This window comes from Paenibacillus rhizoplanae (assembly GCF_042684125.1).
GTDB lineage: Bacteria > Bacillota > Bacilli > Paenibacillales > Paenibacillaceae > Paenibacillus_AQ > Paenibacillus_AQ rhizoplanae.
On sequence record NZ_JBHUKY010000010.1, the window covers coordinates 80,467 to 106,904 of the forward strand.

The 26,438-nt window shown below is 55.4% G+C and carries 22 protein-coding genes; 16 read left to right on the forward strand and 6 right to left on the reverse strand.

From position 1 onward, the window contains the following. Positions 1-181: 181 nt before the first annotated feature. From ACFSX3_RS03555 to ACFSX3_RS03595, 9 genes are all read left to right on the forward strand, one after another. Positions 182-1,210, forward strand: a complete 1,029-nt coding sequence (locus ACFSX3_RS03555; protein WP_209993734.1) for an amidase domain-containing protein — start codon at positions 182-184, stop codon at positions 1,208-1,210. 19 nt (positions 1,211-1,229) lie between these two features. Next, positions 1,230-2,321 carry a D-alanine--D-alanine ligase gene (locus ACFSX3_RS03560; protein ID WP_209993735.1) on the forward strand — a complete coding sequence of 364 codons (1,092 nt, stop codon included), beginning with the start codon at positions 1,230-1,232 and terminating at the stop codon, positions 2,319-2,321. 47 nt (positions 2,322-2,368) lie between these two features. Continuing rightward, complete coding sequence (locus ACFSX3_RS03565; RefSeq protein ID WP_036700056.1) at positions 2,369-2,686, forward strand: hypothetical protein; 318 nt, start codon at positions 2,369-2,371, stop codon at positions 2,684-2,686. Further along, positions 2,683-3,690, forward strand: a complete 1,008-nt coding sequence (gene uvsE, locus ACFSX3_RS03570; RefSeq protein ID WP_209993736.1) for a UV DNA damage repair endonuclease UvsE — start codon at positions 2,683-2,685, stop codon at positions 3,688-3,690. The genes ACFSX3_RS03565 and uvsE overlap by 4 nt, the downstream gene beginning before the upstream one ends. A 181-nt stretch (positions 3,691-3,871) precedes the next feature. Then, positions 3,872-4,759 carry an inositol monophosphatase family protein gene (locus ACFSX3_RS03575; protein WP_209993737.1) on the forward strand — a complete coding sequence of 296 codons (888 nt, stop codon included), beginning with the start codon at positions 3,872-3,874 and terminating at the stop codon, positions 4,757-4,759. A 16-nt stretch (positions 4,760-4,775) separates the two neighbouring features. Continuing rightward, positions 4,776-5,066, forward strand: a complete 291-nt coding sequence (locus tag ACFSX3_RS03580) for a hypothetical protein (protein ID WP_209993738.1) — start codon at positions 4,776-4,778, stop codon at positions 5,064-5,066. Between the two features lie 262 nt (positions 5,067-5,328). Further along, the gene (locus ACFSX3_RS03585; RefSeq protein WP_209993739.1) at positions 5,329-6,621 is read left to right on the forward strand and encodes a stalk domain-containing protein; all 1,293 of its coding nucleotides are present in this window, start codon (positions 5,329-5,331) and stop codon (positions 6,619-6,621) included. A 105-nt stretch (positions 6,622-6,726) separates the two neighbouring features. After that, entirely contained in the window at positions 6,727-7,290 is a 564-nt protein-coding gene (gene def / locus ACFSX3_RS03590) for a peptide deformylase (protein ID WP_209993772.1), read from the forward strand. An 86-nt stretch (positions 7,291-7,376) separates the two neighbouring features. Continuing rightward, positions 7,377-7,547 carry a hypothetical protein gene (locus tag ACFSX3_RS03595; RefSeq protein WP_379258068.1) on the forward strand — a complete coding sequence of 57 codons (171 nt, stop codon included), beginning with the start codon at positions 7,377-7,379 and terminating at the stop codon, positions 7,545-7,547. A 452-nt stretch (positions 7,548-7,999) separates the two neighbouring features. Here ACFSX3_RS03595 and ACFSX3_RS03600 read toward each other — a convergent pair whose 3' ends face one another. From ACFSX3_RS03600 to ACFSX3_RS03610, 3 genes are all read right to left on the reverse strand, one after another. Continuing rightward, entirely contained in the window at positions 8,000-8,356 is a 357-nt protein-coding gene (locus tag ACFSX3_RS03600; RefSeq protein ID WP_209993741.1) for a hypothetical protein, read from the reverse strand. Between the two features lie 241 nt (positions 8,357-8,597). Further along, positions 8,598-9,914, reverse strand: a complete 1,317-nt coding sequence (locus tag ACFSX3_RS03605; RefSeq protein WP_209993742.1) for a glutamate-1-semialdehyde 2,1-aminomutase — start codon at positions 9,912-9,914, stop codon at positions 8,598-8,600. Between the two features lie 105 nt (positions 9,915-10,019). Then, the gene (locus ACFSX3_RS03610) at positions 10,020-11,078 is read right to left on the reverse strand and encodes an LCP family protein (protein WP_209993743.1); all 1,059 of its coding nucleotides are present in this window, start codon (positions 11,076-11,078) and stop codon (positions 10,020-10,022) included. 102 nt (positions 11,079-11,180) lie between these two features. Between ACFSX3_RS03610 and bcp the strand changes: the two genes are divergently transcribed. Together bcp and ACFSX3_RS03620 are read left to right on the forward strand one after the other, a co-directional pair. Continuing rightward, complete coding sequence (bcp, locus tag ACFSX3_RS03615; protein WP_209993744.1) at positions 11,181-11,642, forward strand: thioredoxin-dependent thiol peroxidase; 462 nt, start codon at positions 11,181-11,183, stop codon at positions 11,640-11,642. Positions 11,643-11,762: 120 nt separating this feature from the next. Then, a complete protein-coding gene (locus ACFSX3_RS03620) occupies positions 11,763-16,049 on the forward strand; it encodes an acyl-CoA dehydratase activase-related protein (protein ID WP_209993745.1) in 4,287 nt (1,428 codons plus the stop codon). A gap of 472 nt (positions 16,050-16,521) precedes the next feature. Here ACFSX3_RS03620 and ACFSX3_RS03625 read toward each other — a convergent pair whose 3' ends face one another. After that, entirely contained in the window at positions 16,522-17,208 is a 687-nt protein-coding gene (locus ACFSX3_RS03625; RefSeq protein ID WP_209993746.1) for a DinB family protein, read from the reverse strand. 130 nt (positions 17,209-17,338) lie between these two features. Between ACFSX3_RS03625 and ACFSX3_RS03630 the strand changes: the two genes are divergently transcribed. Further along, entirely contained in the window at positions 17,339-17,791 is a 453-nt protein-coding gene (locus tag ACFSX3_RS03630; RefSeq protein WP_209993747.1) for a MarR family winged helix-turn-helix transcriptional regulator, read from the forward strand. Then, a complete protein-coding gene (locus ACFSX3_RS03635; RefSeq protein WP_209993748.1) occupies positions 17,788-19,320 on the forward strand; it encodes a DHA2 family efflux MFS transporter permease subunit in 1,533 nt (510 codons plus the stop codon). Before ACFSX3_RS03630 ends, ACFSX3_RS03635 begins: the two co-directional genes overlap by 4 nt. Positions 19,321-19,548: 228 nt before the next feature. On the opposite strand, the gene ACFSX3_RS03640 is transcribed toward ACFSX3_RS03635, so the two are convergent. Both ACFSX3_RS03640 and ACFSX3_RS03645 read right to left on the reverse strand, forming a co-directional pair. After that, the gene (locus ACFSX3_RS03640; protein WP_209993749.1) at positions 19,549-20,502 is read right to left on the reverse strand and encodes a helix-turn-helix transcriptional regulator; all 954 of its coding nucleotides are present in this window, start codon (positions 20,500-20,502) and stop codon (positions 19,549-19,551) included. 37 nt (positions 20,503-20,539) lie between these two features. After that, positions 20,540-21,220 (reverse strand): DedA family protein, encoded by a 681-nt coding sequence (locus ACFSX3_RS03645; RefSeq protein ID WP_209993750.1) that lies wholly within the window; start codon positions 21,218-21,220, stop codon positions 20,540-20,542. 108 nt (positions 21,221-21,328) lie between these two features. On the opposite strand from ACFSX3_RS03645, the gene ACFSX3_RS03650 reads away from it, so the two are divergent. The 3 genes from ACFSX3_RS03650 to ACFSX3_RS03660 all read left to right on the forward strand — a co-directional run. After that, entirely contained in the window at positions 21,329-22,756 is a 1,428-nt protein-coding gene (locus ACFSX3_RS03650; RefSeq protein ID WP_379258063.1) for a polysaccharide deacetylase, read from the forward strand. 210 nt (positions 22,757-22,966) lie between these two features. After that, entirely contained in the window at positions 22,967-24,457 is a 1,491-nt protein-coding gene (locus tag ACFSX3_RS03655; RefSeq protein WP_379312612.1) for a DUF58 domain-containing protein, read from the forward strand. Next, a partial coding sequence (locus ACFSX3_RS03660; protein WP_379312614.1) for a transglutaminaseTgpA domain-containing protein occupies positions 24,426-26,438 on the forward strand: 2,013 nt, incomplete at its 3' end. The genes ACFSX3_RS03655 and ACFSX3_RS03660, both read left to right, overlap by 32 nt.

The window sequence follows — 26,438 nt, forward strand, 5'->3', positions numbered from 1 at the left end:
GTGATGCATTGACCCCCCTGGTCCCGGACTTCCTTGCAGTTAAATCACTCCCGCTTCCGTATAGGTGCAAGCAATCCTTCATATACATAGGACAGCGGCCATTACGGCGGTAATCCTTGAAGGAATATTCATAGCTTACATCATATACATTCTTATCTTTAAACGAAAGGGCGGAGTATGAATGGAGCAGCAGTGGAAGAAAAGTCTCTATGTCTATGTGGACCAGCTGAATAAGGGGCGGGTTGCACCTGGCGCCGAGCCGCGCCATACCTCGATCAGGGACCCGCGGTTCCTGGACGAACAGCGGGCGCGTTCCCGCCGGATCGCCCAGTGGTACAGCCGGCGGGGCATTACTCCGCTGCGCGGGGAGACGGGGGTGCGGACGCTGCGGACCGTAAAGCAGAATCCTGCCGAGGTGGTCGCCGATGTGGCGCTGCACAGCGCCTTCTATTATGAGAAGGGCGGGATGACGCACCGCGAGGATGTGGTGGAGTCGGAGCGCCTGACCTTTGTACGTGAAAAGGGCGGCTGGGAGATTGTGAACGTGGAACGCCGTGTGCCTGAACGGAGTGGAGTGCACAAGGTGGTGGAGAAAGATCCGGCTCTGCGTCTCTCGGAGTGGGGGGAGGCTCTGCCCGATCCGCGTCCGTCCCAGCCGCTGCTGAACCGCCGTGTCCTGAAGGGCGCAAGCGGTGCAAGAGAGGTGCGCTACCGCCGGGAGGAAGCCGCAGCCTATGCCGACCTCTGGTGGAAGGAAGGGAATCCGGAGTTCGAGATTTTCGAGGTGGACTGCACCAATTATGTCTCCCAATGTCTCTTTGCAGGGGGAGCGCCTATCAACTATACTGGTAAAAGAGAAACGGGCTGGTGGTACAAAGGTTATAACGGGGCCCAGGAATGGTGGAGCTTCAGCTGGGCGGTCTCGGACAGCCTGAAGCGTTATCTGAGCGGGAGCCGCGGCAGCGGGCTGCGTGCGGAGATTGTCGAGCGGCCGGAGCAGCTTGAGCTGGGCGACATTATTCAGTATGACTGGGACGGCAACGGACATTACCAGCACAGCACGATCGTTACCGCTTTTGATGCGGGCGGGCTGCCGCTGGTGAATGCGCGGACGGTTAGCAGCCGTCACCGCTTCTGGGATTACAAGGATTCCTACGCCTGGACGGACCGGACGGCTTATCGTTTTTTTCATATTAATGACTATTTATAGATCAGAAAGAGGTTAGGGCATGGGGAACGCTAAGACTACCGTAGGACTGGTGTACGGCGGCAAATCCGGAGAGCATGAGGTATCGCTGCAGACGGCTTATGCGGTTATGAACGCTTTTGACTACGATAAATATGAGATTATTCCGTTCTATATCTCCAAGCAGGGGGGATGGAAGGTAGGTGCAGTGCTGGAGGCTCCCTTCCCCGCGATAGAGCAGCTTAAGCTCTCCGGGGTGGCCGGAGATATGGGCACGGCCCTGAATGCCTTATTCAGCGGGCTCAGCGGAGGCGAGCAGGTAATAGACGTCATGTTCCCGCTGCTGCATGGCACGAACGGCGAGGACGGCACCATTCAGGGGCTGTTCGAGATGGCGAATATCCCGTACATCGGCGCAGGCGTGCTGGCTTCATCGGCGGGCATGGATAAGGTGGTCATGAAGAAGCTGTTCGGTGAGGCGGGGCTGGAGCAATGTGACTATTGCTATTTCAATGCCGCGAACTGGAGACAACGCAAGCACGAGCTGATTGTAGATCTAGAGGATAAGCTGGGATATCCGGTTTTCGTCAAGCCTGCTAATCTGGGCTCCAGCGTAGGAATCTCCAAGGCCAACGATAAGGAAAGTCTGATCAAGGCTGTGGATTATGCCTTCCGCTATGACACGAAGGTGATCATTGAGGAATTCGTGGATGCGCGCGAAGTGGAGGTGGCCGTACTCGGCAATGAGGAGCCGGAGGCTTCGGTTCCGGGTGAAATCGTCTCTTCTGGTGAATATTATGATTATGCGGCCAAGTACACGGACGGTAAATCACAGATGCTGATTCCGGCACCTGTCGATCCCGAGGTAGCGGACCGTCTGCGCGAGTCGGCTATACTGGCCTTCAAGGCTATTGAGGGCAGCGGAATTACCCGGGCCGACTTCTTCCTGCGGAAGTCTGACGGCAAGATTCTTATTAATGAAGTGAATACCATGCCTGGCTTCACCCCGTTCAGCATGTATCCGCTGCTGTGGCGTGAGACCGGTGTGTCCTATAAAGCGCTGCTGGACCGTATGATCGGGCTGGCGCTGGAGCGTTACCGGTTCAGACAGGGCCTGAAGTACGATAATGAATAAACCACGGTGATCGGCGGGAGCATTCCGGCCGGGAAGGAGAGAGAAGCATGGGGTTTCAATCAGAATTCAATTCGGTGTGCAAGTTCAAGAATGAGCAGGAGCTGTACGAACTGCTGGAGTACGGACGTACCAAGATGGTGAAGCAGGGCTTCCGTGTCTATCCGACCGGTCAGAAGGTCATCGCCTATAATCCGCAGAATGTTGCGGTGGCGATTGTCAAAATTTCCGCGTCGATTGCAGAAATTAATTTTCAGGGCAACGAAGTTACGGCGGTGGAAATGGATCTGGTCCGTAAGCTGAATGAGGAAGAGTCACGTGTACAGACGGCTCTTGCCTACGAGATGTTCTTCGGGGAAGAGGGATGATTGTCCGCTTCGGCTATGTCGCCATGTCTACGGTGATCCCGGACTGCTCTCCCTCCAAAACGATGACTATGGCAACCTTCAACAAGCTGGGCGACCGGGAAGCGGGCCTTCGCAAGCTGGAATCCATCGCCCGGATGAATCTGCATAATACGCTCCGTCTGCTGAAGCATAATGTCGGCTCGGATATTAAGGTCTACAGGCTTACTTCCAAGCTTGTTCCGCTGGCAACCCATCCTGATCTCGCAGACTGGAATCCGCTCGCTGCTCTTGCGGAGGAATTCGCAGAGGTGGGCAGCTATGTGAAGAAGCACGGGCTGCGCGTCAGCTTCCACCCGGATCACTTCACGGTGCTGAGCACACCGCGGCCGGAGGTGCTTGTAAGCTCCATCCGCGATCTGCAGCATCATACGGACATGCTCGAAGCGATGGGTCTGCCGGCGACGGCTAAGAGCAATATCCATATTGGCGGTGCTTACGGGGACAAGCCTCTGTCTGCGCAGCGCTTCTGTGAGCAATGCTCCGCACTGCCGCTTGCGCTTAGAGAGCGAATGACACTGGAGAACGACGACAAGACGTTCAACGCGGTAGAGACGCTGGAGGTCTGCCGCAGGATGGAGCTGCCGATGGTGCTGGATATCCATCACCAATGGGTCAACAATGAGGGCGAGCTTCCGTGGGAGCTGTGGCCGGAGATCCGGAAGACATGGACAAGCCCCCTGGCGCTGAAGGATGTGCTGCCCGGCGGGCAGCTGCCGCCGAAGATTCATGTGTCCAGCCCGCGCAGCCCGTCTGATCCGCGCAGCCATGCCGATGGCGTGGAGCCGGCACCGCTGGTCGCTTTTCTGAAACGGATTGCTGCGGATACTCCGGCTGTAGATGTGATGATTGAGGCGAAGCTCAAGGATGGCGCCTTGTTTGGTCTGATGGAGGAGATGAAGGGACTGGCAGAGGGCGGGAATGGAATTATGGTACTAAACGGAGCCAGCGTGAATATAGAACCATAACTGGCAAAAAACATGCCGGTTAGGCCTTGTAACGGCGTCAGTCATGACTTGATAAGTCGGCTGAAATGAGTTACGTTGGAAGAAAGTTGAGCAGTCATGTTCTAAGGCAGTGAAATGGGTATCCTGCGGAAACAGCGTTCCTAGGGAGAACAATCATGCTCAAAGAAAGCGGAGTGAAGAGATGAGTCCTGTAAGTCCTGATAACCGAAATGAACGGGAGCCCTATGTAGTTACAAGCAAGGGACATACGGCGGCAGCCATCAATGCTGCGGCCAAAGCGGGGGAATGGATCAAGAGCAGACAAGGCCAGGTGAAGGAGCTGGGCAGCAAGACATCGGCCCAGGATCTGGTCACGGAGGTCGATAAAGGTGTGGAGCAAATGATCCGCCGGCTGATCCTGACCCATTATCCCGACCATGCCATCCTTGGCGAGGAGGGTGTTCTGCCCGGTGCGGATGCACTGACGGCCGCCTTAGATGAAGCGCGGGAACATGATTATCTGTGGATTGTCGATCCAATAGACGGCACAACCAATTTCGTGCACGGCTTCCCGTTCTATTGCGTGTCGATTGCTCTGGTGGTCAAGGGAGAGCTTACGGTAGGCGTGATCTATGATCCGACCCGGGACGAGATGTTCGTAGCCGAGAAGGGAAAAGGCGCATACATGCACGGGATTCCTACGAAGGTATCAGCGGAGACACTGCCGGGCAACAGCCTGATTGCCATGGGCTTCCCGCCGGACCGTGTGGTGGCTCAGCCGGCGAATATGGCCGGGCTGCAGCAGATTCTGCCACAGGTTCGCGGCATTCGTGCCGGCGGCTCGGCAGCGCTGCATCTGGCTTATGTTGCTGCCGGACGAGTGGATGGGTATTGGGAGGTTGGGCTAAGTCCCTGGGACTGCGCGGCCGGAGTACTGCTGGTGTTGGAATCCGGCGGTAAGGTCACGGATACGCAGGGCGATCCCTACGATATTAGTACACGCCATGTAGTCGCAAGCAATGGACGAATCCATGATTATCTGGTAACTTCCTTGCAGGCCGCAGATGCCACAGGCTTCAAGAAGCAGTAGGAGGGCTTACATCGTTATGAATGAGAATGATGATCTGGAGCGTAGGCTAAGCGAGCTTCTGGAGGACGGCGAGATGGAGCAGGCGGACCGGCAGGCCAAGGAGAGCCGTCAGATTTCGCCCAAGTATGAGATTCGCATACAGACTACGCTCGATCCTATAGTCGAAGAGACGCTTCGTTACCGCAAAATCGCCTATGAGCTGGATGACCGGTTTGATAAATATGTGAAGCGCTCAAGCCAGGCAAGCGGTCCGCCAAGCACTGGCGGCCAGAAGAAATCTTCAGAATCCGGCAGCGGAGAGCAATAAGCTGCTGTTATCCACAGGAGCGGTTTTCCGAATCATCGGGAGACCGCTCTTTTTGTGCAAAGATAAGCCGCTGAAGCGCTATCGACTCAAGTGGAAACGGCATTGCCGTCCTTTTAAGGACGCTACCGTTTCAGCGAGAAATAGAAGGATCATTTATAGCGTGAAACATATAATTCTTATATTTATAAAAAGACGGCAAAGCTGTTCCACAGGTGCTGGGCGGGATGTTAGAATAGAATTATATTAATTTAGGAGGAATACGATGCTGAAGACATGGAGAAGGTTAATATCAGCTTCTGCTAGCGGACTGCTGTTGTTCACCGTATTAATCAATGTGCATGCAGGTCCAGCGGATGCCGCAGCAGCAGCCGTGGCGCAAGGAACAGAGCAGGATGTCTTTCGCATCGTGGCACTTGGAGATTCCATTACTGCCGGGTATGAGCCAGGGATGACTGATCCCAGCGTGAAGCCGTACGGATATGCTGAGAGATTACTGGAGCAAGGCTGGTATCACGGCAGAAGTGAGCTTAAGAATTACGGCGTCTTGGGCCTTAGGTCAGCGGGACTGCTTCAATATACGGGAGCTATTAAGGACAATGCGGCCATTACGCCGGAGGCTATTCAGCCGGGGCTGTCTGATCCGCGTATCGGACAGTTTGCTGCTCTGGCCCCGCAGATTAGAACGGAGCTCGCTGCGGCGGATCTGATTACCATTACCATCGGCGGCAATGATGTCAGCAGCCTGTTCTTGAATTACAAGACGCTGACCGATGCTGATTTCGCATCCCAGCTTGAGGAGCGTCTGACGGAATACAACATGAATGTAACAGCGCTGCTGAAGAATATCCGGGAAGTGAATCCGCAGGCAACCATTCTGCTGGCCGACCAGTATCAGCCTGCTCCGCGAATCGCCCTGGGGGCTTCGTATGACAAGCTGATGAATGCGGCTGCACAGTTCACCATCGCGGCGGAGAATATCGCGGCTACCCTGAACCAGGCAGGTGCTCCTCTGAAGGTGGCTCATGTAGCCGCAAAGTTCGCCGGGGTAGAGGGATCGCTTACCCATATCATCGGGGCCGGGGCGGCAGACTTCCATCCTACGCAGCTTGGATATGAACGGATTGCCACTGTATTCGCTGAACTGCAATGGGGGGAATACCGTATGCCGGCAGTAACGGCGATGGCTTCAGAGACGGCGCCAATGTCCATCGTGGTGAAGGGGAAGGAACTGAATACGCCTAATAAGCCGATTCTGAAGAACGGGCAGAATTTTCTGGCGCTGAAGGATATTCTGAATGCGGCCTCGGCAACAGGCAAATGGGATAACAAAACCTCCAGCGCGACCGTAATTTACGGCGGAAGAACGGTAGTTATTACGATCGGCTCGAAAACTATGAAGGTTAACGGTGCGGATGTGGCGATCGATACCCCGGCATTTCTGCAAAAGGTTGGCAAAGAGGATAAAACCTATCTTCCGCTCGCCGCCCTCGCTACCGGTCTTGGTTTCGATGTGAATTACAGCAGTAAGCTGCGTACAGCCTTCATTAACCCATAATCACGCATAATTTAACCATGTGCAGTATCAAATCAGACCCGTAACGGAAAAGGTGGATGAATCCAGTTGTCTAGTACAAAATTTAATGCTGAGTATATCATCTTGATGGATGATATCGTACGGGAAGGCGACCCTGTACTGCGTGCGGTAACGGAACCCGTACATTTGCCGCTGCAGGAGGAGGACCGCGGTGCGCTGAAGAGCATGATGCAGTTCCTGAAAAATAGTCAGGATGCCGAGATGTCTGCCAAGTACAAGCTGCGTTCAGGAGTGGGCTTATCCGCCAATCAGATCGGACTATCGAAGCGGATGTTTGTCATGTATTTGAAGGACGATAATGGCAAGAATGTGGAATATACCTGGGTGAATCCCAAGATTATCAGCCATTCGATGGCAATGGTCTATCTGCCGGAGAGCGAAGGCTGCCTGTCTGTTGACCGGCCGGTGCACGGCTTCGTACCGCGTTATGAGTCTGTGAAGGTCAGGGGCTTTGATCTGAACGGCGAGGTGATTACCCAGAAATTCAAGGGCTATCAGGCCATCATCATCCAGCATGAGATGGATCATCTGGACGGAATGATGTTCTATGACCGGATCAATCCGCAGAACCCGTTCAAGCTTCCGCAGGATGTGGAGATCCGCAGCCTCTATGAGCAGAAGGGCAAGTAGCGGCGGATATGAATATTGAGGGATTACCGTTGACCCTTCTCTACACAGGATTGGCCTTCGTCATCGCCCTGGTGTTCATCTACAGGATGAGACAAGGAACCTTTCACAAGCACCTGATGTCCGAAGCAGCGATCGTAATAAGCTATGTGGTGGTCGCCTTCACGGGCGGGAGCATGCCGCTCACCGTAAGGTTGGTGACACCGCTTGTGGTGGCGGCGTTGTTTGTGTATGGGAGGCGGAAGAGTGGGGAGCGGTGAGGATTTCCATCTGAGGGGTGGGGGATTAGACGAGACCCCATCTCAAGTAGGTCACTTTGGACAAGCAGATCTACTTTTTGTGAATAAGTATACCATGGAGATGGCCAACAGGTTATTACTTAAGTAACTTCTTCGCGGACTCATCCAGTGCAAACTGTTCGATGACCTTTTCTTCACAGCAATAATCGGCGGCAGTCTTAGACTTTATTGATTAAGTCTTAGACTGCCGCTGTTTCGTTTCAAAGAATAACGGAAGCAAAAAAAGGATGGCTATCGCCTTCCGAGGGGGACGACGCTGGTGAGATCCACGGAGTTGCTTTTAGAAGGAAATAAAATAGTGAAAGGCAATAACAGAGTATGTAGGCTTGGGAGTAGTCTATTTTCTCTGACTCCCTTTTTGCAGTGGGCTTTTTTTATTCTAAAGAAGCTATTTCAATCAACTTGTTTTTCTTTTATGCTTGTGTCTTATATTCATCTTTAAGCTGGATTGCTTCAGCATAGGTGATGACAAGCTGTAAAATAAAAAAGAAAACTCGATTGAATGATCCCATGGGGGAATAGAGTATAACAACAAATGTACTTAGACCAGTCAATAACGCTAAAAGGGTCAGTACAAAACGCAGGACACGATTTGTTTTTGAGTTCAATATCTTCGATAATTGAAGAAAAACAGCTTGAACCAAGATGCAGTTCATAAATAACGTAAAATGCATCCAAATCAACGAATTTAAAGAATCACCAAATAGATTGATAAGTAAAAGTGCCAAAAGTATGGTAAGTAAAGAAACCCGATCTTTTTTGCTCTTCAAGAGCAGACACCCTTTCATATTGGAATTAATCACTTGATTATTTTAACATTTTATTGAATTAAATGATATAAACGAGAAAATTACCAGTGATATAAGAGCGTGATTAAACCGATGTGGAAACCACAATCCATGCGTTTAATTCGAGGACGGAAGAACCCAAAGTAAATTGAAATTTTTGCAATAATCAAAAATGCCCCCCTGCCGCTTAAAGCAGGGGGGCATTCTATACGATCAAAAGATATTACTTCTCCGCAGCCATAGCCGCGAACGAAGCTTCTGCCGCCTCCAGGGTGAGGTCGATGTCGGCGTCCGTGTGAGCTGTGGTCAGGAACCACGCCTCATATTTGGACGGGGCCAGGTTGATGCCCCGGCTCAGCATGTGCCGGAAGAAGCTGGCGAACATTTCACTGTCGGTATCCTGCGCCTCTTCATAATTCGTAATAGGATGGCTGCAGAAATGCGTGGAGAATGCGCCGCGAATCCGGTTGATGGTGAGCGGAATGCCGTGACGGTCAGCGGATGCCTGAAGTCCTTCGGTCAGGCGGATGGCCAGCCGCTCCATCTCGTCATAGACGCCTTCCGCGCTAAGCACCTCCAGGCAGGCAATCCCTGCCGAGATCGAAGCGGGGTTACCGGCCATCGTGCCGGCCTGATACGCAGGACCGAGCGGAGCGACCTGCTCCATGACATGCTTGCGGCCGCCGTAAGCACCGATGGGCAGCCCGCCGCCGATGATTTTGCCCAGGGCCGTAAGATCGGGAATAATCTCCTCATGCCCGGCAAGACCGGCATAGGTCTGTGTGGAGCCATAGTGGAAACGGAAGGCGGTGATTACTTCATCATAGATAACCAGGGAGCCGTTCTCATGCGTCAGCTTACACAGGCCTTGCAGGAAGCCGGGGTGCGGCATCACCATACCGAAGTTGCCGACAATCGGCTCAACCATAACGGCAGCCACATCCTGGCCCCATTTCTCCAGCGCTTTACGCAGGGCGTCCAGATCATTGAAGGGAACGGTAATGACCTCCTGGGCAATGCTGGCCGGAACGCCTGCGCTGTCCGGGATACCCAGCGTTGATGGACCTGAACCTGCGGCTACGAGCACAAGGTCAGAGTGACCGTGATAACAGCCTGCGAATTTGATGATTTTGCTGCGCTTCGTGTAGGCACGGGCGACGCGGATGGTCGTCATAACAGCTTCTGTACCGGAGTTGACGAAGCGCACCTTGTCCATCGAGGGAATGGCTTCCTTCAGCATCTTGGCGAGCTTGATCTCAAGCCGGGTTGGCGTTCCATAGAGCAATCCGTTCTGTGCGGCCTCTGTAATGGCGGCAGTGATATGCGGGTGGGCATGTCCGGTAATGATCGGGCCATAGGCGGCCAGATAATCAATATATTCATTGCCGTCCTCATCCCAAAAGCGTGAGCCTCCGGCGCGTTTCATGAAGACAGGGGCGCCTCCGCCCACGGCCTTGAAGGAGCGGGAGGGGCTGTTCACACCTCCCACAATATGCTGGAGAGCTTCCTCGTATAACTGTTCAGATGTGCTGCGGTTCATAGGTAATGTTCCTTTCTTCTTGGCTTGCGCCCATGGGAAAGGGCGAACCGCGGCTGATTCCCGCTGTCCGCCCGCCCCGTGTGCCAAGCATGGTTATATTGGATGTTACTTTGTTCCCGGTGATGCGGAAGGGCTGCTGCCCGGTGAAGCCTCTGCTCCAGGAGTTGGCGATGGTTCGGGTGCAGTGAGCGTATCCTCTACGAACTGCTTCAGCGCCCGCTCGCTGCTGAACCCGATCACCTGGGAGCCGTCCTTGAGGGTCTTCTCCCGGATCAGATTCATCGGCGGAATCTGCGCGCTGCCGCCCATAGAGCTGTCATAGCCTACAGCGCCGAGCTTCCACATGTCGCTAATATCAAGATTCGTGTCAATATAAGGTGTAACCTCACCAAGAATGGTCGGCAGCTTGATAATGGAGGTGGTGCTGATTACCTTATCTGCTACAGCCTTAAGGAAGCCGCGCTGGCGCTCTGTCCGGGTGAAATCGGAGGTCGCGTCATGGCGGAAGCGCACATACTGCAGGGCCATTTTGCCATCCAGGTGCTGGAAGCCCTTCTTGAGATCGATATCGAACTCAGGCCCGTCCGCCTTGGTGGTATAACGCATATCCTTCTCGACCTCATAATCCACACCGCCTACAGCATCCACCAGCTTCATGAAGCCCTGGAAATCGGTATAGACATAATATTGAATCGGGATACCGAGCAGGTCGCTGACCGTCTGCATCGCCGTATTGGGTCCATAGGTAATGGCGGCGTTGATCCGCTGTGTACCATGGTCAGGGATGTCAACATAAGTGTCACGAAGAATGGAAAAGACGTAAAATTTCTTCTTCACCGGATCAAGTGAGGCGACCAGCATAGTGTCGGAACGCGGCACCTCGCCCTTCTTCACCCCGCGCGCATCCACGCCCATGAGCAGGATATTGACCGGCTCCGTGCCTTCCCATTCAGGGGGCTTAACCGCTTCTGCCGAGGCTGTCGGTACATTCGCCCACGGAGAATCTTCACCTGTCTTATGCATGTTGTCGAGCTGATTGTAGATGGAGGTGAAATAATAGACCAGACCTCCGATAATTAGAAGGAGGAAGATTGCCAGAGTCCAGAGCAGCGTTTTCTTCTTTGACTTGCCGGCTTTGGCGTGCCGGTTCTTTCTTGGTGGCATTTCGTTCGTCCTTTCCAGTTCACATTCTCTACATTATAATTTCTTTTGGGAAGACACGCAATTTCAGAAATCAACAAATACATTACGAGGAGTGAATAATAAATGAGTATCACAGTAGGCGACAAGGTTCCGGACTTCACAATCCCTGCCTCAACAGGGGGCAACATCAGCTTGAGCGATTATCGCGGCAGGAAGGTGCTGCTCTACTTCTATCCCAAGGACAGTACCTCAGCCTGCACCCAGGAGGCCTGCGATTTCCGTGATGCCCACGACACGATTGCCGCGAATGGGGCGGTTGTCCTTGGAATCAGCGCCGATCCGCTTTCCTCACACAGCAAATTTATTGCAAAGAACAGTCTGCCCTTTCCGTTATTGTCCGATGAGGAACATGTGGTGAGCGATTTGTTCGGAGTATGGCAGCTTAAGAAGCTCTACGGCAAGGAATTTATGGGCATTGTCCGCTCTACTTTTCTGATTGATGAGGAAGGGATTCTGAGAGCGGAGTGGCGAAAAGTCAGAGTGAAGGGCCATGTGGAGACCGCATTAGAACAAATCGTGAAATAATTAAGTATGCTGGTAAATAATTGTATTTGTCTGTTACTTTTCTAACAGCTATAGCCAGGCTCACTCGTGATATAGTTGCCTCATATTACTTCAAATTTGGAGCAAGGTATGGGGGATGGCATGAAGAGACTGCGTATTGGGCTTGACGTCGGATCAACTACAGCCAAATTGGTGGTTATGGAACGAAATACAATTATTTATCAGGATTATGTTCGTCATTTCAGTGATATAAAAAAAGCGGCGATCGCCCTACTGTCCGATGTACAGCAGCGATTCCCCGATAGTGAAGCAGCACTCACCGTCAGCGGTTCCTCCGGGTTGTCCTTATCCAAGCTGGGGGAGATTCCGTTTGTCCAGGAGGTCATTGCCTGCACGAAGGCGATAAGCGGACGGATTCCGGAATGTGATACCGCGATTGAGCTGGGCGGGGAGGATGCCAAAATCATCTATCTCAGCGGCGGCATTGAGCAGCGGATGAACACAGCCTGTGCAGGGGGTACAGGGGCATTCATCGATCAGATGGCCTCTCTGCTGCAGACGGACCCTGCGGGTCTGAATGAGCTTGCTGTGAAGCATGAGCGGATCTATCCCATTGCTTCGCGCTGCGGGGTCTTTGCCAAGAGCGATGTGCAGCCGCTACTGAATGAAGGGGCGCGGCGCGAGGATGTGGCGGCTTCGATCTTCCAGAGCATTGTGAACCAGACGATCAGCGGCCTGGCCTGCGGGCGGCCGATCCGTGGGCGTGTTGCTTTTCTCGGGGGACCGCTGACCTTCTTGTCCGCTCTGCGGGACCGGTTCACGGAGACGCTCGGGCTGAAGGAGGACGAGGTACTGTTCCCCGAGCACTCGCAATATTTCGTTGCTATCGGTTCGGCGCTTGCCGGGTCAGATCCCTTATTCCTGCCGCTGAACGGCTGGATTGCCCGGATCATGGCTGTAGACTTCTCGCAAGACCGGGCGGAGGATGCAGAACTGGCGCCGCTGTTCAGAACACCGGATGATCTGGCGCAGTTCAGACTCCGTCACGGTCAGGCGACAGCACCGCGTTCCACGCTGGCTGCTTACCAGGGGCCGGTCTATCTCGGCATTGATGCAGGCTCTACCACGACAAAGCTGGTAGTTACCGGAGCGGCGGATGAGATTCTGCATACCTTCTACGGGAGCAATGGAGGGAATCCGCTGCAGTCGGTTACGGATGCTTTGAAGGACATTTACCGGATTCTACCCTCAGGCTGCTATATAGCTGGAGCTTACGCAACCGGTTATGGAGAGGGTCTGGTCAAGGCGGCGCTGCGGATGGATGGCGGGGAAGTAGAGACAGTTGCCCATTACAAGGCAGCTTCCCGGTTCATGCCGGAGGTCGACTTCATCCTCGATATCGGCGGCCAGGACATGAAGTGCATCAAGATCCGCGGGGGAGCCATCGACAGCCTGATGCTTAATGAAGCCTGCTCGGCAGGCTGCGGCTCCTTCCTGGAGAGCTTCGCTTCCGCGCTGGAGCTTGGAATAGAAGAGTTCGCCGCTGCGGCGCTCAAATCGAAGGGACCGGTGAATCTCGGCTCACGCTGTACCGTGTTCATGAACTCCAAGGTGAAGCAGGTCCAGAAGGAAGGGGCGACACTTGCCGATCTCTCGGCCGGGCTGGCCTATTCCGTGGTGAAGAATGCGCTGCAAAAGGTGATCAAGATCCGTAATCCCGAGGATTTGGGACGGAATATCATTGTTCAGGGCGGCACCTTCTATAATGAGGCTGTCCTGCGGGCCTTTGAGCTGCTGACGGGAAGAACAGTAGTCAGACCCGATATCGCCGGCGTGATGGGCGCTTACGGCTGTGCGCTGATTGCCAGAGAACAGGCTGCGCCGGAAGGAATCAGCACGATTCTGGGACCGGAGGAGCTGGAGACCTTCCAGTATTCAGTCGCTCCAGGCCGCTGCAGCCGCTGTGCCAACAACTGTGCGCTGACCATCAGCCGGTTCCCGGACAAGAGCTTCCATGTGACGGGGAACCGCTGTGAACGCGGCGCAGGCGGCAAGAAAGAGAAGAATACGCTGCCGAATCTGATGCAATACAAATATGAGCGGTTCTTCGCCTACGAGGGTCTGCCTGAAGTGGCGGCGGTCCGGGGGACGGTTGGACTTCCGCGCACGATGAATATGTTCGAGAATTACCCGTTCTGGCATACCTTTTTCACCTCGCTGCGCTACCGGACCGTGCTGTCTCCGAAGTCCAGTAAGAAGCTGTATGAGAGCGGAATGGATACCATTCCTTCGGAATCCATCTGCTATCCGGCCAAAATGGCCCACGGGCATGTACAGCAGCTGATCGGCCAGGGCGTGGACTTCATCTTTTACCCGGCGGTGGTATATGAGAAGAAGGAGGATGATGCGGCGCAGAATCACTTCAACTGCCCGGTGGTTGCTTCCTACCCCGAGGTGATCCGCAATAATATGGACGGTCTGAAGGAGCAGGGGGTTCCGCTGGTTAGCCCGTTCCTGACCTTCGACGATATTCCGGCGCTGACCCGGGTGCTGGCGCGAACCTTCGCCGAGGTGCCTAAGGAGGAGATTGCAGCCGCTGTTCAGGCGGGACTGGCGGAAGCGGAGCAGGCGAAGAACGATGTGCGCACCAAGGGCGAGGAGACGCTGGTCTTCCTCACGGAGACAGGTACGAAGGGAATTCTGCTCTGTGGACATCCGTATCATGCCGACCCGGAGATCAATCATGGGATTGCCGATATGATTACCGGTATGGGGCTTGCTGTGCTGACCGAGGATTCGATCTGCCATCTGGACCGCAGCGAAGGGGATGTTGGCGTGGTGAACCAGTGGACCTATCATGCGCGGATGTACCGTGCGGCCCGGCTGGCGGCGGGAAGAAGTGATCTGGAGCTTGTCCAGCTAACTTCCTTCGGCTGCGGGATCGATGCGATTACCTGCGATGCGGTGCAGGAGATTATGGAGCGCCACAACAAGGTCTACACGCTCATCAAAATTGATGAGATCAGTAATCTCGGAGCCGCGCGGATTCGCTTGCGTTCCCTTCAGGCCGCGATGCGCGAACGCGAGAGGGGCGAGGTTAAGCCGCAGCTGCTCTACAAGCCGCAAGTCAATGTGCCGTTCACCAAAGAAATGAAGGATACCTATACCATCCTTGCTCCGCAGATGTCGCCGATTCATTTCGAGCTGTTCGAACGGGTCTTCCAGGGTGCGGGCTACCGGCTGAAAATTCTGAAATCGACCAGTCCGCAGGAGACGGAGGAAGGCCTCCGGTACGTCAACAATGATGCCTGTTATCCGGCGATTGTAACGATCGGGCAGATGCTGTCGGCACTGAAGAGCGGCGATTATGACCCGGACCGGACTGCTGTAATTATGTCGCAGACCGGCGGCGGCTGCCGGGCGACCAACTATATCTCCCTGCTGCGCAAGGCGCTGAAGGATGCCAATCTGGGGCAGATCCCGGTGATCTCCCTGAATGCCTCCGGGATGGAGAATCAGCCGGGCTTCCGCATCAGTCTCAAGCTGGCAAACCGCCTGATTGCAGCAGCCTGTTACGGGGATCTGATGATGCGCCTGCTGCACCGCTTCAGACCCTATGAAGCAGTGCCGGGAAGCGCAGAGGCTTTATTCCGCCTGGGAATGGGACGCTGTAAGGGCAGCTTGTCGAATTTCTCGTTCCGTGAGTATAAGCGGCTTACCCGTGAGATTGTTGCCGGGTTCTCACGGCTACCGGTCATCCCGGCGGATAAGCCCAAGGTGGGCATTGTCGGGGAGATTCTGATCAAATTCCATCCGGATGCCAACAACCATATCATCGACATGATTGAGGCGGAGGGCGGAGAGGCCGTGATGCCTGATTTCCTGGACTTTATTTTCTATTGTGTCTACAATCCGATCTACAAGGCTGAGCAATTCGGCAAAAGCAAACGGCTGGGCTATATTAATCCCATGCTGATCTCCTATCTCGAAATCTACCGTAAGCCGGTCAAAGTGGCGCTGGAGCAGGCTGGACTATCCAAAGGCCGGGAGAATATCTACGGCCTGGCCGAGAAGGCAAGCCGCCTCGTGTCGGTCGGCAATCAGATGGGCGAAGGCTGGTTCCTGACGGCGGAAATGATGGATCTATTGGATAACGGGGTGAACAATATTGCCTGCATTCAGCCGTTCGCCTGCCTGCCGAACCATATTACCGGACGCGGGATGATCAAAGGGCTGAAGGAACTGTATCCAGGCGCGAATATAGTCGCCATTGATTATGATGCCGGAGTCAGCGTCGTGAACCAGGCCAACCGGATCAAGCTGATGATGTCGATTGCCAGCGGCCTTGCCGCCGGCACCCAGCCGTCAGCGGACGAGGTGGCGCAGCTCTTGCCGGTACTGGCCGGCAGTGTGGGGTGCCAAGGATAGAGCGAGTTGCCTGAATAGATGAAGAGCGGACCGGAGGAAACTCCGGTCCGCTCTTTTTTGGCCTTCGTGCGTGAAACGCGCGAAAAAAACCTTGGACGGGGGCCTGGCCTCTTGGGGGAGAGATATGCTCAGGCGGGATGGGGACGGTTATGTGGGACAGGAAATGGGGAATGGAAACAAGTGGATTTTCTCCAACTACTAATGCACAATTAGGCTGCTGCTGAATCAGCAATTGGAAAAAAGGCACTTAAATCTACCCGTTTCATCCATAGTAGCGATAACTGTCCTAAACAGATGGTGTTTATCCACTTGCTTCCGGCTAACCCCCAAATCTGGTCAAATTAAGATACATTTATCCAACTGCTTCCGGTCAGCCCCGCATCTGGGCTACCTGCTTGTAGGCAGAAGGCGGCTTCAATGCAGGTTCCTCGAAATTTTTAAGCTTTGTTCCAGGCTAGGCAAGAATAGTCGATTACCGCTGGAGCTTCTGCTTCACACGCATGGCCTTGGTAAGATGGACGAAATTATGGCGTGTAACCGGCATCAGAACATGACCGGCAAAGGTCTTGCCGCTCCAATAATCGAATAACCACTGCTCGGTTTCCAGGACGGCCTGCTCCTCTCTGACTCTTCGGAACTGCGTCGGTGTGGCTCTGGCCGTGAATTGGCCCGGCTGCAGCGCAGAGAGGATGCAGCGGGTTCTGCCCGCGACAGCACACCGGTACGCTGCCAACGCTCCGAGATCGATCTCTGCGCTGAGGGCGGCGATATCCTGCTCGCTCATCCCGTTGCCGGAATGAGGGAAAGGGATCTGCAGCCTATCTGCAAAGCTCTCTGTATGAAGCACCTGCTCACGGTCTGCCCCCAGGATGTTCATGGTAATATCCTCTATTCGTGCACTGTGCCACAGATGCCAGACTATAGAATTACGGCTGCCGGGTGTCTGCACCGGGTAGCTGCGCGCGGTGGACTCCAGCAGCTGGTCCCATAAAGCATCCTCATAGGTTGCCTGTTCCCCGTTTCCTTCTTCAGAAGCATAGAGGGCGGTATGCAGCTCCAGAATGATAGCGGCTGCTTCAGTATGCGCCCCCGGCTTGGTGATCATCCCGGACAAAATTTTATGCTGCCCGTTCCAGTAATTGCGTTGTTCAGAATTCATGATAAATCCTCGCTTTCATTAATTTTTCAGAAAATTTCTGCAAGAAAACCATTGACGAATAAATAGGTAAATAGTAAAATAGTTCGCATGCGAAGTATTATTGTGCATTATGCTTGTGGAGGGATAAGGCTTGGAAGAAAAGGAAAAGCAACTGGACGATATTCTGTCCTCTTTCCGCTGCATTACCCATAATTTCCAGCAGCTTCTGTGGAAGGATGCAGAGGAGCTTAACATCACATCTACCCAGCTGATGGTATTGCGTAAGTTATCCTTGCATCCCGATATCGGGATCACGGAGCTGGCCGATCTTCTGCATCTGGGCAACAGCGCAGCCAGCGGTGTAGTGGACCGGATGGTGAAGGCCGGACTGATCACCAGGGAACGCTCGCAGAGCGACAAACGAATATTCAAGCTGGCGATGACCGAGAAAGGCAAGGAGATCCGTCTGCTCAGCAGACAGTCACTCCGAAGACATTTGCAGCCCTTGGCAGATATTCCTACGGAGGATGTACAGGAGCTGCTGCGGCTGCACGGTGAAATTATCCGAATTCTAGAACAAGGGAGAGACAACAAGAAGCTATGAGTACAATTACAGCCGGTAATGCACCGTCGAAGACGTTCCGCAGAGGCCCAATTATCGCAGCGCTCCTGATCGGCGCCTTCGTGGCGTTATTGAATCAGACACTGATGAATGTGGCACTGCCCAAAATGATGGAGGATCTGAATATCCTCGCCAATACGGCCCAATGGCTGACGACAGGGTTCATGCTGGTCAACGGTGTATTGGTGCCGATCAGCGCCTATCTGGTGGAGAAATTTACAACCCGTCAGCTCTTTACGACAGCAATGATGTTATTTTCGATAGGTACACTGGTGTGTGCAATAGGAACAGGCTTTGAGATGATTATGGTCGGCAGAGTCATTCAGGCCGTGGGTGCCGGAATTCTGATGCCGCTGATGAACATTGTGTTCCTGCGCATCTTCCCGATTGAAGAACGGGGCAAGGCGATGGGCCTGATGGCGGTTGCGATGATTTTTGCTCCGGCAGTCGGACCTACCTTGTCCGGTTGGGTCGTGCAGAATTATTCCTGGCGCGTACTGTTCTACATTGTGCTTCCGCTGGCCATCTTTTCGATGCTGCTCGGTATGAAGACCATGCAGAATGTCGGTAAGCTGACTTCTCCGAAGCTAGATAAACCGGGTGTGATCTTATCGACCCTGGGCTTCGGCGGGCTGCTCTACGGCTTCAGTGACGCCGGAACGGACGGCTGGGGAAGCACGACCGTTATTCTTTGTCTGATCCTGGGTATCGTGTCCCTGGGACTGTTCGTGTGGCGTGAGCTGACAGCGGATAAGCCGCTGCTTGAGTTCCGGATTTTCCGCTACAACATGTTCTCACTGACTACCGTAATCAACATTATTGTCACCATGGCTATGTATGCAGGGATGATCCTGCTGCCGATTTATCTGCAGACGATCCGGGGCTTCACACCGATGGAATCTGGACTGATGCTGCTGCCGGGTGCGATTCTGATGGGTATTATGTCACCGATCACCGGAATTATATTTGATAAAATCGGTGCCAGATGGCTGGCGGTTATCGGCCTTGCCATCACCGCCGTGACGACCTGGGAATTCAGCCAGATCAGCAGCACCACCACCTATACCCACCTGATTCTGACGTATACGGCACGGATGTTCGGCATGTCCATGCTGATGATGCCAATCGTCACCGCCGGTCTGAATCAGTTACCGCAGCGTCTGGCTTCCCATGGTACAGCCATGTCGAACACCCTGCGAACCGTGGGCGGCGCCCTGGGGATGGCCCTGTTCGTCAGCCTGATGACCAACCGTACGAAGAGCAACATTACCGATGCACTGGTCAGTGGTGCGGTATCCAAGACCGATAAGGCCGCGATGATGAAGCTTACACAGGACGCAACGATTAACGGAATTACCCACGCGTTCGCTGTAGCAACCTGGGTGACTGTTCTTGCCCTGGTGCTGGCCCTGTTCATCCGCAAGACCTCTCCGCAGCCGGACTTCCTGAAGACGGAAGAAGCGGAAGGCGCACAGCCGCAGCCGAACCTGGCGAAATCACAGAGAGCATAATTCTGTATATAGTATAAAAAGAGACGATCCGCTATAACCGTTAACGGTTATAGCGGATCGTCTCTTTGCGTCTGGAGAGGATGTAGAACTGCCCCGCTGTCCAGCATCCTCCCAAGCAACCCAGCCAATAACCAGCTTATCCCTTAGAGTATATACCGGCAAACCTGACAGCATAGATTCAGGTTCGTATGCGGATGGAAAAAGATTGTGCATGTGCGAGTGGGGCGGTTATTGCGTCTCCGCCAGATCTGCTGAATATGCCGCCGCGACCCCGCGGGCCACCTCGCCTAATCTGCGGCGGACATGCTCCGGTCCCAGCACCTCCAGGACGGTCCCGAAGCCTAGCAGGAAGCCATACAGCCAGTCATTCTCAGGGTACTGGAGCGTGATGGTATATCCGCCGGTATCATCCCGCTCTAGCGTCTCACAGTCGAAGTATTCCTCGGCGAGATGCTTGCCTTCCGGCGTGAAACGCAGCGTGACCCGTGTGAGATTCTGCGGTTCTTTCCAGCTACTACTCCACGGCAGCTCTGTAAGCGGAATATCCTGGCGGATATAGTGCCTGTTCTCCTTCACCAGCGCTTTCATCCGCAGCAGCTTGAAGAGGCGGAAATCCTGACGGTCCTGACAGAACCCGTATAAGTACCAGAACTGTCCCTTGAGGACCAGCGTATACGGCTCGACTGTACGCAGACTTACCCTGCCTTCGGCAGTTATGTATTCAAAAGTGACCATGACCTCCTCCTCCAAGGCTTCTTTAAGGAGGCCCAGCCGCTCCTTTAGCGGACCCGTCAGCTCCCAGGGGGAGAAATCGACGATCATCCGGGTGGTTTTGCTGCGGAAGGCAGCAACCTGGGAGGGAGGGACGACACTGCTGATCTTCTCCATCAATAGCTGATGGCCCGCTCCTCCGATGGAAGAGGTACTTTGCAGCGCATTGAAGATATCGGCCAGCTCGCGCTCCGACAGCACGTTGCGGTCCAGCCGGTAGCCCTGCATGAGGCCGATGCCGCCCCCTGCTCCCTGATAGGTAACCACAGGGATGCCTGCGCTGTTAATGCTGTCTATATCGCGGTAAATCGTTCGCACGGAGACCTCGAACATATAAGCCAGCTCCTTGGCCTGAATCAGCGGCCGGTTCAGCAGCAGAATAACAATGGAGAGCAGACGGTCTATTTTCACAGGAAAACCTTCTTTCAGGCGTTAGGTGAGGGTTTAGTCAGCGAGTCTTGGAGGTTTCTTTAACCTTCACTTGGACCTTGGGTTCAAGTGTTGCCACTGGCTTGCGCCGCCGCAGCCGGAGAGAAATGGCAGCCCGGTAACGGTAGATGACAATCAGCGCAGCGATGGCCAGCACGCCAACCGCGATCCAAAGGGCGTAGGATTCGATCAGATGGAAGATGCCCATCCACTGCGGGCCGAAGATTTTGCCGATTCCGAGGAATAACACCACCCAGAATATTGCGCCCCCATAGGCATACATAGCGAATTTACGGAAGGGCAGGGCGATAATCCCGGCAAAATAGCCGGTGAAGTGGCGGACGCCGGGGATGAAATAGCCGATGGAGATCAGCACGCTGCCGTATTTCTCGAACCAGCGCTGCGTCTTTTCCAGCTTGGCCGGAGAAAACATGAACCATTTGCCGTACCGCTGGATAAAGGGCAGACCGGCCTTCAGTCCGATGAAATAAGTAATGGTCATCCCGATTGTAGTCCCCAAGAAGGCTACGATCACCAGTGTGAAGAAATCCAGCCTCCCCGTGAAAGAGAGAAATCCTGCGAAGGCCATCGTGGTCTCCCCGGGAAAGGGGAGGGCGATAAATTCGAGCAAAAGCCCGAAGAACAACACGCTATATCCATAGCTCGCAAACAATTCCTGTATCCATTTCAGCATATCCATAGATTCTTCACTCTCCAAAGGCTGCGCGCCTATTCTATTCTGAAGCTTGTCTTCATACAATCTACCAAATGGTGCGGGTGCGCCAATAGAATGCTGGAGGTAGAGAAGATGAAGGACAACCTGGAAAATCCTATCCGCCGCATCATGATCTGCGGGTTGCTTGTTATTGCTGTTGTACTGAGTCTGGGTGTGTCAGCTTATGGAGGGCAGGGGAATTCTTCCGGTTCGCGGAGTAAGTACTCCCTACAGGCTGAAGCAGGCAGTACGTTAACTCTACTCTCTAAGAATAATCCTCCAGCTGTCCCGGTGCAAGATTTGCCCCCGGCAGTGGTCAGAATGACAACCGCAGAATCACGGCAGCCGCATATTTCCGGGGGCGCTTCAGCCCCTAAGGCAGGGGTAGAGCATCCTGCTCCCGCGATACATCAAGTATCCGCTGCTGCGGGAAAAGCTGCTCCAGCAGCGGGACAGCGCAAGGAGAAGGTGGTCTATCTGACTTTTGACGACGGGCCAAGCGCAGTTACTCCCAAGGTCCTTACCATATTGCAGGAGCAGGGGATTAAGGCGACCTTCTTCGTGCTGGGGGATCAGGCCGCAAGCCGTCCTGAGCTGATCAACGCCATCTGGGAGCAGGGGCATGCTATCGGCAACCATACCTATAATCATAATTATCATGATTTATATAGCGGATTCACGGAATTTTGGCGCCAAATCAAAATGGCGGAGGAAACGGTACGTGAGATCACAGGCGTCCGTCCGCAGCTGGTCCGTGCGCCTGGCGGTACGTTCGGCCATTTCGACAGCACGTACTTCAATCTGCTGAAGCAGGCAGGCTACGGGGTGATGGACTGGACCGTGGATAGCGGGGATTCCCGCCGCCGGGGAGTGCCCGCTGCGGAGATTGTGCAGGCTTCTGTTGCGGACCTGACCTCCTCCAGTGTGGTATTGCTGCTGCATGACGGATCAGGCCATGAACAGAGTGCCAAGGCACTGCCTGCCATTATTGAACGCTACAGAGCGGCCGGTTATGAGTTCGGCGTTCTGAATGCGCAGAGTGATCCGGTACAGTTCAGGGTGTCCTCCAAGGCAGCCGCACTTCAGCGGGGCAAGCCGTCACAGGAGTGGATATCAGCCAATATTGCTCCGAATGCGGAGCTGTTTGCACCAGGCAAGGCGCTTGCACTTGAGATTGGCCGGATGGAGATTAAGCTGAAGCCCGGAGAGTACCGTCTCCAGGACGGGCAGTACTATGTTCCGCTACGCGCCACCGTGGAACGGCTGGGCGGACGGGTCGGCTGGAATGCGGCTACCCGCAGCGCAGCTGTAAGCTGGAACGGCCGCAGCATGACGTTAGACTCAGAGAAGCAGGAGGTTGGCATTCACTGGCCGGACGGAACGGCAGAGTACAAGGCGGCACAGGTGCAGCTCCAAGGCTCCTCCCTCTGGGTACCCCTGCGTACGCTGCTTGAGGCGGCTGGGCATCCGGGCGCCGAGGCCTTTGTTAATGTAGAGGAGCGCAGGGTTACAGCAGCGTAAGGCAGATATCAGGGTTAGGAGGAAGGCTGGGCGGCGAAGACGGCAAGGAGAGTAGGGAGCAGGGAGCGCTGGCGGGAAAAGCGGCTGCTGAATGTCTGGGCATCCTTTTTCGTGGAAAGAATAGATAGCAACAGGCCTCAGTAAGCGGTATAGCCAGTGGAAGTACAGGCTATCAGGAGGTTAGTCTATGACCATGGAAGGGTGTCCTCCTTGTCCTCATCATCATTGATAGATCCGAAATCACAGGTATATTCACAGCAGAACAGGTATGGGAATGCAGAGATTGCCGGGTTCCCCCGGAAGCGTGTGCGCCGCGCAGCCAAGGAGTGGGGGCGAATGCTGCTCCTGATGGCAGTTACCGGAGGACTGTATTTGTGGCGTGGAGGAGAATCGCTCCTGCTGCTGCTGACAGCTGGCGGAGTGGTCATGTCCGGCGGCCTGCTGATGCAGCTCTGCGGTCCCCGGAGAGTTAATGTCCAGCGCACGATTACTCCTGCGCATCTGTCTGCGGGGGACGATGCAGTTGTGGAAGTGGAGATTTCTTTTGCCGCCAGAATCCCGCTGCCCTGGATGATTGTGACCGATTACTGGAGCGGGGGCAGCCATCAGGAGCTGCTGTTTCCCGGCTTCCGGCGCTCCTTCAAATATTCGTATGAGCTGCTGTCTGCTCCCAGAGGTGTGCATCAGCTTCATGGGTGCAGTGTAACCTGGGGGGATCTGCCGGGGCTGTTCACCGGCGGCTGCCAGCCGGGCGGCAAGGCGGACTTCAAGGTGCTGCCAAGGGCACTATATATGGGCACAGTTGTGCCGGATACCGGCTTGCTGCCCGGGGACCGTGCATCCGGGCGGGGGAACCACAACAGCCCGCAAGCAGCGGATATCCGTGATTATGCGCCGGGTGATCCGTTCAGCCGGATTCACTGGAAGAGCAGCGCCCGTAAGGGCAACCTGCAGAGCAGAGTGCCGGAACGTGAAGCGGGGCAGATGACCTGCATCGTGCTTGCGAGCAGTCCGGCGGATTACGAGATTCCCGGCGGTGCGCATCCTCCCCGCAGCCAGCGCTGGTCGGTGATCCCGGCCTTTGAACAGGCGGTATCTGCTACTATGGGGCTGCTGCTCTCTGCCGAGCGTACCGGCAGCTACATCCAGCTCTTCAGTGGCGGCTGGCCGGAAGGGATGGCCAGACATGAGGGGCTGGGCCAGATTCCCGGGAGGGTCCGGGAACTGCTCACAGAGATTGCCCCCTCCGGTTCACAGAGTCTCAGCAGACTGCTGGAGGATGCGTCGCGGAGCTGGATTCCCGGGATGACGGTATCGGTCATTACCGGCCGGTTGGAGGAGGAGTCGGCGAGAACGCTGGCCCGCTTCCTGGTGCAGGGAATCAGGGTGGAGCTGTATTATGTCTGGGATCAGCCTGCTCCGAGCCGAACCCCCGGTAATCCTGTGCGGAGTCCCGCCGGAGCAGCGGGTACAATGCCGGAGCTATCCCGCAGCAGCAGGCTGGCACGGGAGGGGTGGGAAACAACCGAGCAGCATGATCCTGCAGCTTACGGGAACAGCAGACCGCCTGCCTCGGATACGATTGCGGGAAGTCTGATGCGGCTTGGAGCGAGGATTCACTGTCTGAGCTATGCTGCTCCTGCAAAAGGGTACAAGGGGGCGGAGCCTGATGGATTCCCGGATAACTCCAACTCTCGTTAATGTGAGTACGAATGGCGCCAGTCCGAAGGGCTCAACCTACAGCAGGCAGCGGCGCTACGGAAGCATCTGGTTTTCAGCGGCAGGGATGCAGGAATCAGACCTTGCAGAGAACAGCTCCGCAGGTAAAAGAGAGAACAGCCCCCTGTACTATCGCGGCCTGTTCTCTTTGGCGATTATGGGCGTCTTTGCGCTGTGGCTGCTGCCGCTCTACAGATTGTCTGCGGCAGCGGACCATACACAGCTCCTGCGGCTCCTGATGCTCTCGGCAGCAGCATTACTCGCATGGGGCTGTCTGCTGCTGCCCCGTCTTGTCCAGGCAAGCGGGCAGTTTCTTCTAATCTTCATGACCTGGTATGCCCTTTGTGCTGCTGCAGGAGGTGGGGGCGGGTGGCTGAAGGTCTATGCCATGGAGAAAAGCAGACAGGATGCCTTGCTGCTCCTCTCTGGCCGGATCTCTGCATTAAGCGAGGATAGCAGGCTGCTGATTCTGGTGCTGGGCTGGGGACTGCTGGTATCCTCTGTCCAGCAGATTGCGCTGTACAGAGGAAGTATTGCGCTGTTCACCAGTCTAACGCTGGTGTATCTGTTGGTGCTGGATATGGGCTATGCCGTTAATACTTCCGGGGATGTCCTGGTCACTGTTGGGCTGATCCTGTGGCTGCGGGCCTTAAGCGGGCTGCTCCACCTGCAAGAGAGGACAGGAAGGCCTGTTCTTCCTTATGCCCGCTGGGGAGCCAGGGCATTCTCAGCGGCTGTAATCGTAACGCTGGCCGCCTGGATAGCCGGGCAAGGGCTGGGAGCGCGCCAGGCTGCCCCGGTTACGCTGCAGCCGGTGCTGGACAAGCTGGAGCACTGGGCTACGGCGCAAAGGCCGGAGGATGCAGGCGTACCCAGCAGTGGCAGCACTGGCTACAGCATGGAGGACAGAGAGCTTGGCATGCCTTTGACTCCCAGCCGGGAGGCGGCCTTCACGGTCACTGCTTCCCGTCCCTACTATTGGCGCGGGGAGAGTATGGCGTATTATGACGGCCGCCGCTGGATCAGGAGCGGAGCCGCGTATTCAGCACTGAATCTGCCCCGGCTGTCCGGGGCGGTGCCCGCTCTGGCCGATGCTGTATCAGCCGGGGGGCAGACGTTTATTCAGCGGATTCAACTGGCTTCGCCCTCCCCTGGAGGTGTGCCGCTGTTCAGTGCAGGCGCTATAACGGACGTACAGAACATCCGGCTTGCGGACGGAAGCCAGCTGGGTTACGTGCTTGCCAGTTCGGACAAGCTTAGCTTCCGCCTGCCGGAAGTCTACGGCTCTGCAGGGGTTACGGAGTATACTGTGAAGTCTGTTCTGCCGCCAAGCGATCCGGCGGTGCTGCGGACGCTGAAGGGGAGTGATCCTGAAGGGGTTCGCAGTCAGTATTTGCAGCTCCCCGCTGCTCTGCCGCCCAGAGTGCGTGCGCTGGCTGGCCAGCTTACTGCTGCTGCGGTCAGCCGTTACGATGCCGCTGTAGCTGTTGCTGGTTATCTTCAGGACGGCTACTCCTATTCGTTGAAGACCCTCGTGCCGCCATCCGGTGCCGATTTCACCGATGATTTTCTGTTCGGGACCCGTCAGGGGTATTGTGTGCATTTTGCCACTGCGATGACGGTCCTGCTGCGCAGCAGCGGCATTCCGGCGCGGTACGTCCAGGGCTACGGCCCGGGAACCGCCGTGCCCGGCTCTGTGCCGCAGCGCTACAGCGTGACCGGCGGCGATGCCCACGCCTGGGTCGAGGTCTATTTCCCCGGCGCGGGCTGGGTCCCCTTCGACCCCACGCCCTCCGCCGCTGCCGCCGCTGCCCTCGGCGCGGCGGCTACGGACCCGGCGGCTCTCCCCGCGCCGCAGGACACCCGCCGCTCCGCTGCGCTGCACGCGGACGCGCTTACCGCCGCCCTGCCGCAGGCGGGCGGCCCGGATCGTGCGCCGCTCGCGCTGGCGGCGCTGGTGCTG

What these genes read in the sequence shown, in the direction of transcription:
- ACFSX3_RS03555 (WP_209993734.1), top strand. Translation starts at nt 182, where the DNA reads ATGGAGCAGCAGTGGAAGAAAAGTCTCTATGTCTATGTGGACCAGCTG.
- ACFSX3_RS03560 (WP_209993735.1), top strand. Translation starts at nt 1,230, where the DNA reads ATGGGGAACGCTAAGACTACCGTAGGACTGGTGTACGGCGGCAAATCC.
- ACFSX3_RS03565 (WP_036700056.1), top strand. Translation starts at nt 2,369, where the DNA reads ATGGGGTTTCAATCAGAATTCAATTCGGTGTGCAAGTTCAAGAATGAG.
- uvsE (WP_209993736.1), top strand. Translation starts at nt 2,683, where the DNA reads ATGATTGTCCGCTTCGGCTATGTCGCCATGTCTACGGTGATCCCGGAC.
- ACFSX3_RS03575 (WP_209993737.1), top strand. Translation starts at nt 3,872, where the DNA reads ATGAGTCCTGTAAGTCCTGATAACCGAAATGAACGGGAGCCCTATGTA.
- ACFSX3_RS03580 (WP_209993738.1), top strand. Translation starts at nt 4,776, where the DNA reads ATGAATGAGAATGATGATCTGGAGCGTAGGCTAAGCGAGCTTCTGGAG.
- ACFSX3_RS03585 (WP_209993739.1), top strand. Translation starts at nt 5,329, where the DNA reads ATGCTGAAGACATGGAGAAGGTTAATATCAGCTTCTGCTAGCGGACTG.
- def (WP_209993772.1), top strand. Translation starts at nt 6,727, where the DNA reads ATGGATGATATCGTACGGGAAGGCGACCCTGTACTGCGTGCGGTAACG.
- ACFSX3_RS03595 (WP_379258068.1), top strand. Translation starts at nt 7,377, where the DNA reads ATGAGACAAGGAACCTTTCACAAGCACCTGATGTCCGAAGCAGCGATC.
- ACFSX3_RS03605 (WP_209993742.1), bottom strand. Translation starts at nt 9,914, where the DNA reads ATGAACCGCAGCACATCTGAACAGTTATACGAGGAAGCTCTCCAGCAT.
- ACFSX3_RS03610 (WP_209993743.1), bottom strand. Translation starts at nt 11,078, where the DNA reads ATGCCACCAAGAAAGAACCGGCACGCCAAAGCCGGCAAGTCAAAGAAG.
- bcp (WP_209993744.1), top strand. Translation starts at nt 11,181, where the DNA reads ATGAGTATCACAGTAGGCGACAAGGTTCCGGACTTCACAATCCCTGCC.
- ACFSX3_RS03620 (WP_209993745.1), top strand. Translation starts at nt 11,763, where the DNA reads ATGAAGAGACTGCGTATTGGGCTTGACGTCGGATCAACTACAGCCAAA.
- ACFSX3_RS03625 (WP_209993746.1), bottom strand. Translation starts at nt 17,208, where the DNA reads ATGAATTCTGAACAACGCAATTACTGGAACGGGCAGCATAAAATTTTG.
- ACFSX3_RS03635 (WP_209993748.1), top strand. Translation starts at nt 17,788, where the DNA reads ATGAGTACAATTACAGCCGGTAATGCACCGTCGAAGACGTTCCGCAGA.
- ACFSX3_RS03645 (WP_209993750.1), bottom strand. Translation starts at nt 21,220, where the DNA reads ATGGATATGCTGAAATGGATACAGGAATTGTTTGCGAGCTATGGATAT.
- ACFSX3_RS03650 (WP_379258063.1), top strand. Translation starts at nt 21,329, where the DNA reads ATGAAGGACAACCTGGAAAATCCTATCCGCCGCATCATGATCTGCGGG.